The sequence below is a fragment of the Kitasatospora sp. NPDC056731 genome, assembly GCF_040687675.1.
Classification (GTDB): Bacteria; Actinomycetota; Actinomycetes; order Streptomycetales; family Streptomycetaceae; genus Kitasatospora.
This window is the reverse complement of the sequence record NZ_JBFBNR010000013.1, coordinates 194700-209565: the sequence shown is the minus strand read 5'-3', so window position 1 is coordinate 209565 and position 14866 is coordinate 194700. Positions and strand designations below refer to the sequence as shown.

Genomic DNA, 14866 nt, shown 5'->3' with positions numbered 1-14866 from the left:
GGACAGGGAACGTACGATCGTTCTCCATGTCCGCCAGCACAGATTCTTCGCATCGGTCTGCCCGAAACACTTCTCGTCCGGGCCACCGCTCCAGCACGATGAACGGCATGCCGCTCAACGACCTGCCCTGGTGGCGCTGGCGAGCCCGACTGCGCTCGGCGCTGCACATGTTGTCCGACCCCGGTTTCCAGCAGGAGACCTGGCTGAACGGCCGGGAGGGGTACGGCGACGTGACCGACGCCGTCTACCGACTGGTCGAGGACACCTGGCTGGACCACTGGTCGGCCGAGAAGTACGTGGGCACGATCTTCCGCGACTCCGCCGAGGCCGCCCTGGTCGACGTCGCGGTGCTGCGCGTGGTCCAGCTGCTGCACGAGGTCGGCGCGGACGCCCACGCCTCCGCCTACTTCGGCCACCCCGGCTGGCCGGAGGCGGTCCGGGCCGCGCGCGAGGCGCACGTCGCGCTGGCGGTGAACGACGGGGACGACCCGGACGCGGTGCCCAAGTCGCTGGACGTGCTGCGCATCCTCACCCGGGTCTGAGTCCACGGCGGGGCTACCGGCCGGGCGCCCGGTCGAGTGCCTGGTCGGGCTTTCGGCCGGGCCGCTGAGCAGTGCCGTCCCGCAGTACGGGCAGCGGGGCGGCGCCTGTCCAGGATGTGACACGCTGGACCACCCACGAACGCCACGACCTCAGGACGGGATACCCCCAGTGGACCAGCAGCCGGCCAGCGCCCAGTACGTCCTCACGCTGTCCTGCCCCGACAAGCAGGGCATCGTCCACGCCGTCTCCAGCTACCTCTTCATGACCGGCTGCAACATCATCGACAGCCAGCAGTTCGGCGACGGGGACAGCGGGCTGTTCTTCATGCGGGTGCACTTCTCCGCCGCCGAGCCGGTCACCGCCGACAAGCTGCGGGCCAGCTTCGCGGCGATCGGGGCCTCGTTCGGGATGGACTGGCAGATCCACCCGACCGAGCAGCGGATGCGGATCGTCCTCATGGTCAGCAAGTTCGGACACTGCCTGAACGACCTGCTCTACCGCACCCGGATCGGCGCCCTGCCGGTGGAGATCGCCGCGGTGGTGTCCAACCACACCGACCTGCGCGACCTGACCGAGAGCTACGGCGTCCCGTTCCACCACATCCCGGTCACCCGGGACACCAAGGCCGACGCCGAGCAGCAGCTGCTGGACCTGGTCGCCAAGGAGGACGTCGAACTGGTCGTGCTGGCCCGCTACATGCAGGTGCTCTCGGACCAGCTGTGCACCGCGCTGTCCGGCCGGGTGATCAACATCCACCACTCCTTCCTGCCGAGCTTCAAGGGCGCCAAGCCCTACCACCAGGCGCACGCCCGGGGCGTGAAGCTGATCGGCGCCACCGCGCACTACGTCACCGCCGACCTCGACGAGGGCCCGATCATCGAGCAGGAGGTGGCCCGGGTGACCCACGACGTCACCCCGGACCAGCTGGTCGCGCTCGGCCGGGACGTCGAGTGCCAGGCGCTGGCCCGTGCGGTGAAGTGGCACAGCGAGCACCGGGTGCTGCTGAACGGCACCCGCACGGTGGTCTTCGCGTAGAGCGGTCGGCGTGGTCGGAGCGGCTGTGGCCGTTTACGGCCGCGACAGCAGCGGCAGGGCGTGCAGCACCTCGCGGATCGCGGCCCGGTCGCCGTGCTCGCCGACCGGCAGCCGGTCCGGATCGCGGTGCGCGGCGGCCAACTGGCAGAGCTCCAGGCCGTCCAGCACCATCGAGGCCACCGGCTCGCCGCCGGACGGCCCCGACTCCGGCCCGTCCAGCGGTATCAGCCACTCGCCGGCCGCCGGGCCGTCGATCACCAGCCGCAGCCGCCGGCCCCGGCCGTGACCCTGGTCCGCCACGGGCGGGAGGGCTGGCGCCCCGGCGGGCTCGGGACGGGTGGCGCGGGCGGCACGCAGGTCGGCCAGTGCCCGCGGGACCATCCGGACCGCCAGGTCCACCATCTGCCGCAGGTGCTGGGGCGCCGGCGGGTCGTACGGGTAGGCGACCGCGCGGGCCACGTCCTCGCCGTGCACGTAGCACTCGAAGGCGCGGTCCACGAAGGCGTCGCGCAGCGGCAGCACGGCGAAGCCGTAGTCGACGGGGGTGTTGCCCCGCGGGGCGAGCGCGGCGCTGCGCACCAGGTCGTGGGTCTGCCGCCGCCACCGCTCCCGCACCGACTGCGGCGGGAGGTCGGCCCGGTCGGCGACCAGTCGGGCGGTGCGCTCGGCGATCCCGGCGTACGGCCCGCCCTGCAGCGGGACCCGGGGCAGGAGCAGGGGCGCCGGCAGCCGCGCGGGCGGCTCCTGCGGCGGCACCCGCCGGGCGGCCGGGGCCGGCGTGGCGCCCGGGCCGGCCGGCACCGGGTCGGGCAGGCCGAGGGCGAGCGCCAGATAGCCGTCCACGGCGGCGAGATGGCACAGCACCTCGGCCGGACGCAGCCGCCCGGTGCCGCCGTGCCACGGCAGGTCGGCCACCTCCTGCCACTCCTCCGGGCCGAGGTCGCGCAGCAGCGCGTCGAGCTTGGCCGTCTCCGCGGTGTACGGCATGCCCCAGGCGGGGACGGGCAGTTCGGCCGGGCGGCGGGCCAGGCACCAGTCGAGCACCTGCTGGCGCAGCGAGTTGGGCTGGTCGAGCGGCTCGTCCAGGGCGAGCCAGCCCGCCGCCTCACGCAGCCGGGCGGCCTCCTCGGCGCACTCCGGGCAGGTGCGCAGGTGCTGCTCCAGCTCGGCGGCGTCACGGCTCGGGCAGGCGCCGAGGGCCCAGGCGCCGAGCAGCGAGCGCAGGGCGTCGTGGCGCTCCTCGGTGGTGGGCTCGCTCCGCTCGCTCATGCGCCCCTGTCCCCGTCGTCCCTGTCGCCCGCGTCGTCCCGGTGGTCCCGGTCGTCGGCCCGGTCGTCCTCGCGGCCGTGCCGCTCGTCGTGGCGGGCGCGCTCCTCGGCCAGTTCGGTGGCCAGCAGTTCCAGGCCGAGCCGCATCCGCTGCTTGGCGGCCTGCTCGCTGATGCCGAGCAGCCGGGCCGTCTCCTGGTAGGTGCGGCCGTCGTAGTACGTCACCGCGATGGTCTCACGCAGGGATTGGGGCAGGGAGTCCACCACGTACTGCATGCGCGCGGCGGTGGCCACGGCGCGGATCTCCGCCTCGGCCGCGCCCTCGCCGCCGCCCGGGCCGTCAAGTCCGCTGCCCGGGCCGCCCGGTACCCGCTCGGCGGCCCGCCGCGCCCGCAGCCGGTCGACCGCGCGGCGGTGGGTGAGCGCGCCGAGCCAGGAGCGCAGCGAGCCCTGGGCGGGGTCGAAGTCCTCGGGGTGCTCCCAGACGTGGGCGAATATCTCCCGGGTGAGCTGGGCGGCGGCGGCCTGGTCGGCGAGTATCCGCCCGGCCAGTCCGTGCACCATCGGCGCGAGCTGGTCGTAGATCTCGCCGAGCGCGGTCTCCTCGCCGCGGGCGAGGCGGCGTTGGAGCTGCTCGTCCCAGCGCGGCGCGCGGTCGGGGGTGGCCATCGGGAACCACCCTCCTGCCCGGGTTTCGCTGGCGTACCCAACGGTATCTTGCGGCCGGTCGGCGGCGGGAGCATTCCCCGAAGAACGGAACCCGGGCCTGCGGATCGTCATCCGGGTCGCGATCCGGGTCGTCGCCCGGTGTCGCCCGGTGTCGCCCGGTCGTCGCCCGTACCGGCGGCCCGTGCGCGGGGCGGTCCGTGGAGGCCGCTGTTCGAAGGCCGTTGGACATATGTCGCACGGGTGGTTCGCGAGTGGCGGGCCGGGTGCGCGGGGCGTCCGGAGGTAGGTTCGCCACTGCGGGACCGGCGGGTCGGCCCGGGCCGGACGAGTGCCGGTACGAGGCTCGCGAGAGTGAACGGGACAGTATGCACTGCGCTGTCCCCCGATCGCTGGAATATGCCCGAAGCGCTTGCCGAGGTCCGTCCGCCCACTCATCCTGAGGCGTAATCGAGTCGCGGCCAGTGCGCGACGGACGAGTTGGCCCGGACGAGTTGGCCCGGACGGGACAGGTCGGGTGAGCGCCGGGCGGGAGCCCGGCCGAGGGCCCGGGTGGCACCGGGCGATGTGCGAGGGTTCGCCGGCTGGACGATCCGGCCCGATCGGGACGATGGCCGAACTGCGAGTGCGGGTGGTGGAGCGGTGCAGGTTCTTCAGGTACAGCTGGCGGTGCAGGCGGACCCGGCCGAGGTCGGCCGGGCCCGTCGGTGGGTGCGCTCGCGGCTGCTGAACCACGGGGTGGACCCGGACGCGCCGGTCGCCGAGACGGTGGTGCTGGTGGTCTCCGAGTTGGTGACCAACGCCGTGGTGCACACCGGGTGTCCGGCGGTGCTGCGGCTCTGCCTGCCGGTGGAGGAGGACCAGGCGGGCGGCGAGCCGGCCGGTCCGCTGCGGGTGGAGGTCGCCGACGCCAGCCGGACGGCCCCCGCCCCGCGGCACGCCGGGGCGGACGAGAACGCCACCAACGGGCGCGGCCTGGAGCTGGTCGAGCTGCTCTGCGAGCGCTGGGGCTGGTTCCCGGACGGCTCGGGCAAGCGGGTGTGGTGCGAGATCGGCGCGGACGCCCGGCCGGCGGACCCGCTGGCGGGCGTGGACTGGGCGGCGCTGGCGCAGTAGCGGCAGCGGCAGCCCGGGGCCTGCTCGGTCCGCTCGGTCCGCTCGGTTCGCTGCCGGTGCCGGGGTCGGTCGCGAAGGTGGTCACGCAGGCGATCGCGTGGCCGATCCCGCCGGTGATCGTTGGCGGAGATCACCGGCCGAAAGTTGACGCAACCATTCCGAATTTCGGACTACCCATTGACGTGACGTATCCGACTGATCACGCTTGGGTGCGGCTCTCCGTCAGTGAGGGGACGCCGAGGGGACGCCCGAACGCCGCCGCGGTGCTGTTGTCCAGGGGGACCACGCCAGCAGGGGGCCGTGGACCGCCGGTCGCGGGCGCTCCTTGGCGAGTGCGGAGGGTGCGACGCGGGTTCAGGGCCCGCGCGTCGCGATTGGATGGTGGCCGGCCGCGCCGTGCTCGGGGTGCACGCGGCCGGCCGCCGTCCGATCCGCCGTCGTCCGGCGGCGCTTTCCGGCCACTCGGCCGAGAGCCGTCCAGGGCACCTGAAGCCGCCCGGGGTCACCCGGGGACGGCGCGGAAGGTTCGCCGGTAGGCGCTCGGGGCGACGTCCAGCCGGCCGCGCAGTTGCAGCCGGAGCGAGGCGGCGGTGCCGAAACCGGACTCCCGGGCGACCTGGTCGATCGTCAGGTCCGTGCGCTCCAGCAGCTGCCGGGCCCGCTCGGTGCGCTGCACGGTGAGCCACTGCCCGGGGCTGGCGCCGGTCTCCTCGCGGAAGCGCCGGGTGAAGGTCCGCAGGCTCATGCCCGCCCGGTCGGCGAGCCGGCTCAGCGCCAGCGGCTGGTCCAGGTGCTCCAGCGCCCAGGCGCGGACGGCGGCGGTGCCCTGGCCGGTGGAGTCCACCGGGCTCGGGGCCTCGACGTACTGCTTCTGGCCGCCCTCGCGCCACGGCGGCACCAGGCAGTTGCGGGCCACCGCGTTGGCCACCGCGCTGCCGTGGTCGCGGCGGACCACGTGCAGGCACAGGTCCACCCCGGCGGCCACCCCGCCGGAGGTGAGGACGTCGCCGTCGTCGGTGTAGAGCACGTCCGGGTCCAGCCGCACCTTCGGGTACAGCTCGGCGAAGCGCCGGGTGTAGCGCCAGTGGGTGGTGGCCGGGCGGCCGTCCAGCAGCCCGGCGGCGGCCAGCAGGAAGGACCCGGTGCAGATCGACATCAGCCGGGTGCCGGGCCGGATCCGGCCCAGGGCGGCGGCCAGTTCGGGGGTGAAGGCGGCGTCGACGGTGGCCGTGCTCGCGTCGGCGGAGGCCGGGATCACCACCGTGTCGGCCCGCTCCAGCAGTTCGGGCCCGTGGTCGACGCTGATCCGGAAGTCCGCGCTGGTGGCGATCGGCCGGCCGTCCAGCGTGCAGGTGGCGACCTCGTAGAGCGGCCGCCCGGCCGGGTCCTTGGCGCCGCCGAAGATGCGGGCGGGGATGCCGAGTTCGAAGGCGATCACGCCGTCGAGGGCGAGTACCGCGACCAGGTGGGCCATGCCGTTCCCCTTCGGTGGTGCGGCCGCCCGGGCCGGTTGGGTCGGTTCGGCCGGTCGGGTCGGTCGGTTCGGTTCGGTTCGGGCCAGTCCGGCCGGTTCGGGCCAGGGTACGCCGGGACCGTGGCCCGATTCTTGCGAAAGCTGTCATTCAGGCCACTCGTCGCGGCCGCGCCGCTTCGGGACACTCGTCCGCGTGACCGAACGCAACGCCTTCGCCCCCGCCCCCGCGCCCGCCCCCGAAGGACCCGTCCGCCCCGCCCGTCCGACCCGCTTCCGGGTGCACTACGCCTGGGTGGTGGCCGGTGTCTCGCTGCTGGTCCTGCTCGGCTCGGCCGGCTTCCGGTCCACGCCCAGCCTGATGATGGACGCCCTGCACAACGAGTTCGGCTGGTCGCTCGGGACGATATCCAGCGCCACCTCCGTCAACCTGACCCTCTACGGCCTCACCGCCCCCTTCGCCGCCGCCCTGATGGACCGTTTCGGCGTGCGCCTGGTGGTGGTCTGCGCGCTGCTGACCATCTCGGTCGGCTCCGGGCTCACCATGCTGATGCGCGAGCCCTGGCAACTGGTGCTCTGCTGGGGCGTGCTGGTGGGCCTGGGCAGCGGCTCGATGGCCGGCGCCTTCGCCACCACCATCACCGGCCGCTGGTTCCAGGCCCGCCAGGGCCTGGTCACCGGCGTGCTGACCGCCGCCGGGGCAGCGGGAAACCTGGTCTTCCTGCCGGTCGGCGCCTGGCTGGTCGAGCACCACGGCTGGCGCTCGGCGGTGATCGTGGTCTCGCTCGCGGCCAGCGCGGTCGCCGTCCCCGTCCTGCTGCTGATGCGCGAGCGGCCCGCCGACCTCGGCCTGCTCCCGTACGGAGCGACCGAGGAGCCCCCGGCGCCCGCCGCCGACGGCCGCGCCCTGACCCGCTCGCTGCGGGTGCTGCGGGACGCCGCCCGGAGCCGGGCGTTCTGGCTGCTGTCCGGCTCCTTCGCGATCTGCGGCGCCACCACCGCCGGCCTGGTCGGCACCCACTTCATCCCGGCCGCCCACGACCACGGCATGCCGGTGACCACCGCGGCCGGCCTGCTCGCCATGATCGGCCTCTTCGACGTGATCGGCACCATCTTCAGCGGCTGGCTCACCGACCGGGTCGACTCCCGGATCCTGCTGGTCACCTACTACGGGCTGCGCGGGATCTCGCTGCTCCTGCTGCCGCAGCTGCTCGCCGGCTCGCTGCAACCGCCGATCCTGGCCTTCGTCATCTTCTACGGCCTGGACTGGGTGGCCACCGTGCCGCCGACCGTCGCGCTGTGCCGCCGGCACTTCGGCGGGGACGCCCCGATCGTCTTCGGCTGGGTGCTGGCCAGCCACCAGATCGGCGCGGCCGTCGTCGCCGGGCTGGCGGGCCTGGCCCGCGACGCGCTCGGGAACTACGACCTCACCTGGTACGGCGCCGGCGCCCTGTGCGTGGTCGCCGTCGGGCTCTGCCTGGCGCTGCGCACCAGCCGGCCGGACCGCCCCGTCCCGGCCCTCTCGTAGGGCGGGCCGGGGGCCTGTCGGGCCGGAGGGCTAGGCTCCGCAACCATGGCGCTCACCTTCACCCTGGACCCGAAGCTCGACCCGGACCTGCGCACCGCCGTCGTCCGACTGTGGGCCGACGTCACCAACGCCGGCGGCGCGGTCGGCTTCGTGGCGCCGGTGACGGAGGACGAGGTCTGGGACACCGCCGACCACCAGTTCGCCGGGGTCGAGCCGGACGGCCCGGACCGGCTGCTGGTCGCCCACGAGAGTGACACCGGCCGGCTGGTCGGTGTCCTCTTCTTCGAGTCGATGCGCTTCGACCTGATGGAGCACTGGCGGATGCTCAAGCGGGTCATGGTGCACCCCGACTGCCAGGGCCGCGGCTACGGTGCCCGGCTGCTCGCCGAGGCCGAGCGGATAGCCCGGGAGTGGGGCCTGGAGAGCCTGCGGCTGACCGCGCGCGGCGGCCAGGGCCTGGAGCGCTTCTACACCCGTTGCGGCTACCGGGAGGTCGGCCGGGTGCCGGCCGCGATCCGGGTCGCCCCCGGGGACGATCGCGACGACATCACTCTCTGGCTCGACCTGCGCTGAGCGGCGGGTCCGGTCGGGCGGCGGCGGGCGGGGGACGGGCGCCCCCTTCCCCGCGCCGCCCGTCAGGCATGCTTCACTGGGAGACCGGCCCCCGCCCAAACCAGTGAAAAGCCAGACCAGTGAAAAGGATGTGTCCCGTGAGCAGCACCGGCCAGGAGAAGTCGCACGCCACGCTCCGCTACACCTCCCTGCGGGTCAGCATCTTCCTCGGCTGCCTGCTGGTCGCCCTGCTGCTCGGGCACTTCAAGATCATCCCGGTCAGCGGCCAGGCCGGCGTGATCTTCCTGTTCCTGCTGGCCGCGATCGCGTCCGCGCCGCTCAGCTACGTGCTGCTGAGCCGTCAGCGCGACGACATGTCCGCCCAGATCACCACCAAGGTCACCGGCCTGCGCAGCCGCACCGCCGAGCGGATCGCCGCGCAGAACGCCGAGGAGGACGCCGTCGACGAGGCGGCCCGGACGGCCGCCGTCCGGCAGAGCTGACCCCGGCCGGACCCGCGACCGCAGCTGCCGTGCCCGACTCCGCCGCCTCGGACGCCTCCGCTTCCGACCCCGACCCCGCTTCCGCTTCTGCGGCTTCCGAGCCCGGACCGGCCGACCCGCCGTCCGGGCCGTCCGCGTTGCGCGGGTCGGCCGTCGAGGGGTCGTCCGTCGAGGGGGCGCCCGTCGAGGCGGAGGCCGGGACCTGGCCGGCCCCGGTGCGTCGGCCCACCGGCCGGGACGTGGCCAGGCTCGCCGGGGTCTCCCAAGCCACCGTCTCACTGGTCTTCTCCGGCGCCGAGGCCGGCCGCAGGGTCTCCGACGCCACCCGGGAGCGGGTCCGGGAGGCCGCCCGCAGCCTCGGCTACCGCCCGCAGGCGGCCGGCCGGCAGCTGCGGCTCGGCCGTAGCGGGATGATCCTGCTGGCGGTGCCGAACATCCTCGGCCCGTTCTTCGGCCGGGTGCTGGAGGGCGTCCACGAGGAGGCCGGCCGGCACGGCCTGGCGGTCGTGGTCAGCTCCGGCTGGGGGAGCGCCACCCTCGCCGAGGCCGCCACCACCAGTCGCTTCGACGGCCTGCTGATCTGCTCCCCGGACGACAGCCAGCTCGGCGAGCTGCCCGCCGACACCCCCGCCGTCTTCCTCGACGCCGACCCGGGCACCGACCGGGCCCGGCCGACCGTCGAACTCGACGTGGCGGGCGGGATGCGCGCCGCCGTCGAGCACCTGGCCGGGCTCGGCCACCGCCGGATCGGGCGGCTGCGCTCCACCCACTCCGCGTACACGTTCCGGGTGCGGCAGGCCGCGTTCGAGCAGGTCGCCGCCGAACTCGACCTGGAGGTCGTGGAGTTGGGCGTGAGCCTGAACGAGGGTCAGCCGGCCGCGCGGAGCGTGGCGCGCCGCCTGCTGGAGCGCCCGGACCGCCCGCGTGCGGTGATCTGTGACGACGACGTGGTCGCCTCCGGGGTGTACCAGGCCGCCGCGGAGCTGGGGCTGAGGGTGCCGGCCGACCTGTCGGTGGTCGGCATGGACAACGTCGCGGTGGCCGCGCTGCTGGCCCCGCCGCTGACCACCGTCGACCTGCCCGGCGAGGAGCTGGGCCGGGTCGGCGCGGCGGCGCTGGCGGGCCTGCTGCGCGGCGAGCGGGCGGCGCCCGTCCCGCCGCTGGCCACCTCGCTGGTGCTGCGCTCCTCCACCGCGCCGGCGGTCGGCGGGCCGGGGCGGGGCGCGAAGCAGTAGGTAGTAGGAGAAGCAGTAGGCAGTAGTAGGGGAGAACGAAAGACCGCGCCCGCCGGCCAGACCCCGGTGGGCGCGGTCGTCTGTGGGGGGCCTCAGCCCACCGGCACCGGCTGCACCGGCTGCACCGACGGCACCGGGTGGAACCAGCGACGGGCACCGAACAGCAGCAAGGCACCGAGGGCGATCCCGCCCGCCGCGCACAGCGCCACCGGCCGCAGCGAGTCCTCGGCCAGGTTGCCGGACACCGCGTAGCCGAGCGAGTTGCCCGTCGCGAACAGCGTCACCAGCCAGGCGAACGCCTCGGTCACCGTCCCGGTCGGCGCCAGCTCGGCGACCAGCACGAACGCCGCCGCCAGCAGCGGCGCCAGCCCGATCCCGGAGAGGAAGGCCAGCGCGGCCATCGGGTACGGTCCGGGCAGCAGTACCAGCGGCAGGTAGGACGCGGCCATCGCGAGCGCCATGACCCAGGTGCGGGTGGCCGTGCTGCTGCGCCACTTCACCGCGCCGTAGGCGAGCGCGCCGAGCAGGCCGCCGAGCGCCGCCAGCGCCAGCAGGGTGCCCGCGCCACCGGGCAGGGCGTCGGCGTGGTGCTCGGCGTAGGCGATGAACAGCACGTTCTGCGCGCCGACCGCCCAGCCGGCCCCGGCCAGTCCGACCAGCAGCAGCACCAGGCCGGGGGAGCGTAGCGGGCCGAGCAGCCCGGCGGAGTGTGCGCGGGCCGGGGCGCGCCAGGACCGGGCCGGGGCGGTGGTGGCCACGATCAGCGCGCCGGCCAGCCCCAGTCCGGCGGCCATCCAGAGCGCGGCGACCGGGCTGAACAGGCCGGCGATCCCGGCGACGGCCAGCGGGCCGGCCACGTAGAGGATCTGCTGGGAGGCGGAGTCGAAGGCGTAGGCGGTGTCGAGCTGCTCCTCCTCCACCACGTCCGGCCAGAGCGAGCGCAGGCAGGGTTCGAGCGGGGGCATGGCGAGCCCGGCGATCGAGGCGCCGAGCGGGGCGGCGATCTCGGAGCCGGGGGCGAGGGCGAGCAGCGCGTACCCGCCGCCGGCGAGCACGGCGGAGGCGAGCAGGACGCGGGGCTGCCCGGTGCGGTCCACGATCCGCCCGAGCACCGGCCCGCCGACGGCGGCGGAGATCGCGTAGGCGGCGGTGGCCAGTCCGATCCGCCCGTACGGCGCGCCGGCCTCGCGCAGGGCGAGGGCGATCACCAGGGCGGTCATGCCGGCGGGCAGGCGGCCGAGCAGGGTGCCGAGGAGCAGGCGGCTGACGTGGGGGGCGCGGAGCAGGGCGAGGTAGCCCATCGGCGTCTTCTCCGGTCTGGGCAGGCGAGGGCGGGGACGCCGTCAAAGTTATACGTATAACCGCTCAGCGGTCAATCGGGTCGGTGAGGATGATCTGATGGTGCGTCAGCTTCGTTCGTGTCCGGATCCCACTCCAACCTCAAACAACTACTTTGAACATCTCAAACCTTTGCTGCTAATGTGTCGGCCATGACCACCTCAGACGCATCGCGGAAGAACGGCCAGGGCTCGCTGCCCGGCGCCGCCCGCCCGTGCGCTCTGACCGGTGCTGTGGACAGCCCGCGCCGTTGTCGCGCCACGAGCTGTATCCCGGCGGCACGCCCCTGACCGGGGGCCGGGACCTCCCCACCCGGCCCGCGCGCCGTGCCGCCTCCTCCGCCACACCCCACCGTCAGCAACGCCCTCCCCCGGAGCCGCACCGTCATGTCCACAGCGCCCGAGGCGACCCCGTCGCCGTCCGTGCTCGCGAGAATCCGCAAGACCCCGTTCTGGGTCCAGATCGTCGGCGGCCTGCTGCTCGGCGTCGGCCTGGGCTACCTGGCCCGCGCCGCCGACATCTCCTGGCTGGCCACCACCCTGGAGACCATCGGCAAGATCTTCGTCCAGCTGCTCAAGCTGGCCGTCCCGCCGCTGGTGTTCACCGCGATCGTGGTGAGCGTCGCCAACCTGCGCAACGTCACCAACGCGGCCCGCCTGGCCACCCGCACGCTGCTCTGGTTCATGATCACCTCGCTGATCGCGGTGGCCGTTGGCCTGGGCCTGGGCCTGCTGACCAACCCCGGCCAGGGCACCAACCTCAAGACCGACGGCCTCAAGGCGCTCGACTCCAAGGGCACCTGGATCGACTTCCTGACCGGGATCTTCCCGACCAACATCGTCGACGCCTTCGCCAAGGTGAACGTCCTGCAGATCGTCTTCATGGCGGTCGTGGTCGGCGCGGCGATCATCAAGCTCGGCAGCAAGGCCGAGCCGGTCCTCAAGCTCAGCGAGTCCGTCCTGGAGCTGACCCAGACCGCCCTGTGGTGGGTCATCCGGCTCTCCCCGCTCGGCACCCTCGGCCTGATCGGCAAGTCCGTCGCCAAGTACGGCTGGGACCTGCTCAAGCCCTTCGCCACGCTGACCCTCGACATCTACGTCGGCTGCGCGCTGGTGCTGTTCGTCGTCTACTCGCTGCTGCTCAAGTTCGCCGCCGGCCTGAACCCGGTCAACTTCTTCAAGGGCGCCTGGCCCGCCATCCAGCTGGCCTTCGTCTCGCGCTCCTCGGTCGGCACCCTGCCGGTCACCCGCCGCGTCACCGAGCGCCTCGGCGTCCCCAGCGAGTACGCGTCCTTCTCCGTGCCGTTCGGCGCCACCACCAAGATGGACGGCTGCGCCTCGATCTACCCGGCGATCGCCGCGATCTTCGTCGCCCAGGTCTACAACATCGACCTCGGCATCCGGGACTACCTGCTGATCGCCTTCGTCTCGGTCGTCGGCTCGGCCGCCACCGCGGGCCTCACCGGCGCGATCATCATGCTGACGCTCACCCTCTCCACCCTGGGCCTGCCCCTGGAGGGCGTCGGCCTGCTGCTCGCCATCGACCCGATCCTCGACATGATGCGCACCGCGACCAACGTCGCGGGCCAGGTGCTGGTGCCGGTCCTGGTGGCCTCGCGGGAGAAGATCCTCGACGTCGCCGCCTACAACCGCCCCTCCGGCGACCTGTACGAGGACGCGCCGTCGGCCGTCATCCCGGCGCAGGCGGACAAGGCGGCCCCGGTGGCCGCCTGATCCCCGCCGGCTCGGCGACAAGGGCCCGCTCCCGCACCGTTTCCCGGTGCGGGGGCGGGCCCTTGTGCGTGCTGCGGGGGCGCGGGGGCGATGGCACCGGCGCGGGCTCGTGTGCTGCTCCCCGGGGCGGCGGTCAGGGGAAAAGGGGCGGTGGAAAGGCCAGGGGAAAAGGCAGGGGGCCCGCCGGTTGGGCGGGCCCCCTTGGGTGTTGCTCTTGTGCTCATGGTGACGGCTGTCGGGAGCCGCCGACGGACCCGCTGGGGTCCCGAGCGATCAGAACATCAGAGGATGGTCAGATGGGGGTGACGTTCTCCGCCTGCGGGCCCTTCGGGCCCTGGGTGACGTCAAAGTTCACCGCCTGGTTCTCCTCCAGCGAGCGGAAGCCGCTCGCGTTGATGGCGGAGTAGTGGACGAAGACGTCGGGGCCGCCGCCCTCCTGGGCGATGAAGCCGAAGCCCTTCTCAGCGTTGAACCACTTGACGGTTCCCGTGGCCATGCCGTTCTCCTTGCGAGGGACGTGTCGGGGCCACACCGTGTGGCACCCGGTCCGCTGCGCTGATCGCCCTGCCTCCGGACGAGTCCGAAGTTTTTCGATATTGCTGAAAAACTACAAAAAGCCCGCGGTTACATGCTCCGCAGGCTTCAAGTACTGCAAGGGGAATCAAACTGCAACTGAGGGCAACGCTAGCATGCGGTCGCTGTGACGACCAGGGGTGAACTGCGGCCCCCACGGCGCGTGTCGTAGGCCCTCGCAGGCGCGTCCCGCAGGCCTCGCGAGCGCGTGTCGGGTGCCCGGTGCAGGCCTTTGTGAACAGCAGGCATACGCTGCGGGAAAGCGCACGAACAGTACAAGGGAGCGGCGCAGTGGCAGCACCGGACGGACAATCGCGGGAGCCCCAGGAGCACACCCCGGTCAGGCCTCGCGTCGGCCACATCCAGTTCCTGAACTGCGTACCCCTCTACTGGGGCCTCGCCAGGACCGGCAACCTGCTGGACCTCGACCTCACCAAGGACACCCCGGAGAAGCTGAGCGACCAGCTCGTCGACGGCTCGCTGGACATCGGTCCGATCACCTGCGTGGAGTACCTGCGCAACGCCGACGACCTGCTGGTCCTGCCCGACATCGCGGTCGGCAGCGACGGCCCGGTGATGTCCTGCCTCATCGTCAGCAAGGTGCCGCTCGCCGACCTGGACGGCCGCCGCGTCGCCCTCGGCTCCACCAGCCGCACCTCCGTCCGGCTCGCCCGGCTGCTGCTGGAGGAACGCGAGGGCGTCCGCCCCGACTACTTCAGCTGCCCGCCCGACCTCAGCTCGATGCTCGCCGAGGCCGACGCCGCCGTCCTGATCGGCGACCCGGCGCTGCGCGCCTACCTCGGCCAGGCCGCCGACCTCGGACTGACCGTCCACGACCTCGGCGAGATGTGGAAGGAGTGGACCGGCCTGCCGTTCGTCTTCGCCGTCTGGGCCGTGCGCCGCGAGTTCGCCGAGCGCCGTCCGGAGCTGACCGCGGCCGTGCACCGGGCCTTCCTGGAGTCCCGCGACCTCTCACTGGTCGAGGCCGCCAAGGTCGCCGAACAGGCCGCCCGCTGGGAGGCCTTCGGCGCGGACGTGCTGGAGCGGTACTTCAGCGAGGCCCTCGACTTCTCGCTCGGCGAGCGGCAGCTGGCCGGTGTCGCCGAGTTCGCCCGCCGGGTCGCGCACGACAGCGGCTTCGCGTCGGACGTCGCGGTGCGGCTGCTGGAGCCGGCGGCGCTGCCGGTCGGTTGAGCGCGGCGGGGCGCTCCGGTGCTCCGGTGCTCCGGTGCTCCGGGGTCGACGGGCAGCAGGCTGACGCGGACGCTCGAAAGGCCTGGCGTAGGCTGGTTCGGCCGTACCCGG

General features: G+C 73.6%; 14 protein-coding genes. 9 read left to right on the top strand and 5 right to left on the bottom strand.

The genetic code is table 11. The features are described from left to right. Positions 1-107: 107 nt before the first annotated feature. Both AB0R04_RS16770 and purU read left to right on the top strand, forming a co-directional pair. Positions 108-542, top strand: a complete 435-nt coding sequence (locus AB0R04_RS16770) for a hypothetical protein (protein ID WP_363371755.1) — start codon at positions 108-110, stop codon at positions 540-542. A gap of 160 nt (positions 543-702) precedes the next feature. After that, entirely contained in the window at positions 703-1578 is an 876-nt protein-coding gene (purU, locus tag AB0R04_RS16765) for a formyltetrahydrofolate deformylase (protein ID WP_063348167.1), read from the top strand. Positions 1579-1611: 33 nt separating this feature from the next. On the opposite strand, the gene AB0R04_RS16760 is transcribed toward purU, so the two are convergent. Further along, positions 1612-2847: a zf-HC2 domain-containing protein gene (locus AB0R04_RS16760; RefSeq protein ID WP_363371752.1), complete on the bottom strand. Its 1236-nt coding sequence runs from the start codon at positions 2845-2847 to the stop codon at positions 1612-1614. Continuing rightward, the gene (locus AB0R04_RS16755; protein ID WP_363371749.1) at positions 2844-3515 is read right to left on the bottom strand and encodes a sigma-70 family RNA polymerase sigma factor; all 672 of its coding nucleotides are present in this window, start codon (positions 3513-3515) and stop codon (positions 2844-2846) included. Before AB0R04_RS16755 ends, AB0R04_RS16760 begins: the two co-directional genes overlap by 4 nt. 639 nt (positions 3516-4154) lie before the next feature. On the opposite strand from AB0R04_RS16755, the gene AB0R04_RS16750 reads away from it, so the two are divergent. After that, on the top strand, positions 4155-4628 hold the full coding sequence (locus AB0R04_RS16750; RefSeq protein ID WP_063348164.1) for an ATP-binding protein: 474 nt from the start codon (positions 4155-4157) through the stop codon (positions 4626-4628). Positions 4629-5130: 502 nt separating this feature from the next. Here the strand turns inward: AB0R04_RS16750 and AB0R04_RS16745 are convergent. Then, positions 5131-6102 (bottom strand): helix-turn-helix domain-containing protein, encoded by a 972-nt coding sequence (locus AB0R04_RS16745; RefSeq protein ID WP_063348163.1) that lies wholly within the window; start codon positions 6100-6102, stop codon positions 5131-5133. A 277-nt stretch (positions 6103-6379) separates the two neighbouring features. Here AB0R04_RS16745 and AB0R04_RS16740 point away from each other — a divergent pair, with 277 nt between their 5' ends. From AB0R04_RS16740 to AB0R04_RS16725, 4 genes are all read left to right on the top strand, one after another. After that, positions 6380-7627: an MFS transporter gene (locus tag AB0R04_RS16740; RefSeq protein WP_363371781.1), complete on the top strand. Its 1248-nt coding sequence runs from the start codon at positions 6380-6382 to the stop codon at positions 7625-7627. 45 nt (positions 7628-7672) lie between these two features. Beyond that, positions 7673-8200: a GNAT family N-acetyltransferase gene (locus AB0R04_RS16735; RefSeq protein ID WP_063348161.1), complete on the top strand. Its 528-nt coding sequence runs from the start codon at positions 7673-7675 to the stop codon at positions 8198-8200. Positions 8201-8337: 137 nt separating this feature from the next. Continuing rightward, a complete protein-coding gene (locus AB0R04_RS16730) occupies positions 8338-8682 on the top strand; it encodes a DUF4229 domain-containing protein (protein ID WP_363371744.1) in 345 nt (114 codons plus the stop codon). A 29-nt stretch (positions 8683-8711) separates the two neighbouring features. Beyond that, positions 8712-9917, top strand: coding sequence for a LacI family DNA-binding transcriptional regulator (locus tag AB0R04_RS16725; protein WP_363371743.1), 1206 nt, complete (start codon positions 8712-8714; stop codon positions 9915-9917). A 92-nt stretch (positions 9918-10009) separates the two neighbouring features. On the opposite strand, the gene AB0R04_RS16720 is transcribed toward AB0R04_RS16725, so the two are convergent. Then, positions 10010-11218 (bottom strand): MFS transporter, encoded by a 1209-nt coding sequence (locus AB0R04_RS16720; protein ID WP_363371740.1) that lies wholly within the window; start codon positions 11216-11218, stop codon positions 10010-10012. A 423-nt stretch (positions 11219-11641) separates the two neighbouring features. Here AB0R04_RS16720 and AB0R04_RS16715 point away from each other — a divergent pair, with 423 nt between their 5' ends. Next, on the top strand, positions 11642-12988 hold the full coding sequence (locus AB0R04_RS16715; RefSeq protein WP_363371738.1) for a dicarboxylate/amino acid:cation symporter: 1347 nt from the start codon (positions 11642-11644) through the stop codon (positions 12986-12988). A gap of 292 nt (positions 12989-13280) precedes the next feature. Here the strand turns inward: AB0R04_RS16715 and AB0R04_RS16710 are convergent, their stop codons facing one another. Further along, entirely contained in the window at positions 13281-13484 is a 204-nt protein-coding gene (locus AB0R04_RS16710; RefSeq protein WP_052580872.1) for a cold-shock protein, read from the bottom strand. Positions 13485-13852: 368 nt separating this feature from the next. On the opposite strand from AB0R04_RS16710, the gene AB0R04_RS16705 reads away from it, so the two are divergent. Continuing rightward, on the top strand, positions 13853-14755 hold the full coding sequence (locus tag AB0R04_RS16705) for a menaquinone biosynthesis protein (RefSeq protein WP_063348157.1): 903 nt from the start codon (positions 13853-13855) through the stop codon (positions 14753-14755). The last annotated feature ends 111 nt before the right edge of the window (positions 14756-14866 follow it).

Bases quoted from the DNA above. Each gene is read 5' to 3' on its own strand.
- AB0R04_RS16770 (WP_363371755.1), top strand. From the start codon at position 108: ATGCCGCTCAACGACCTGCCCTGGTGGCGCTGGCGAGCCCGACTGCGC.
- AB0R04_RS16760 (WP_363371752.1), bottom strand. From the start codon at position 2,847: ATGAGCGAGCGGAGCGAGCCCACCACCGAGGAGCGCCACGACGCCCTG.
- AB0R04_RS16755 (WP_363371749.1), bottom strand. From the start codon at position 3,515: ATGGCCACCCCCGACCGCGCGCCGCGCTGGGACGAGCAGCTCCAACGC.
- AB0R04_RS16745 (WP_063348163.1), bottom strand. From the start codon at position 6,102: ATGGCCCACCTGGTCGCGGTACTCGCCCTCGACGGCGTGATCGCCTTC.
- AB0R04_RS16735 (WP_063348161.1), top strand. From the start codon at position 7,673: ATGGCGCTCACCTTCACCCTGGACCCGAAGCTCGACCCGGACCTGCGC.
- AB0R04_RS16720 (WP_363371740.1), bottom strand. From the start codon at position 11,218: ATGGGCTACCTCGCCCTGCTCCGCGCCCCCCACGTCAGCCGCCTGCTC.
- AB0R04_RS16715 (WP_363371738.1), top strand. From the start codon at position 11,642: ATGTCCACAGCGCCCGAGGCGACCCCGTCGCCGTCCGTGCTCGCGAGA.
- AB0R04_RS16710 (WP_052580872.1), bottom strand. From the start codon at position 13,484: ATGGCCACGGGAACCGTCAAGTGGTTCAACGCTGAGAAGGGCTTCGGC.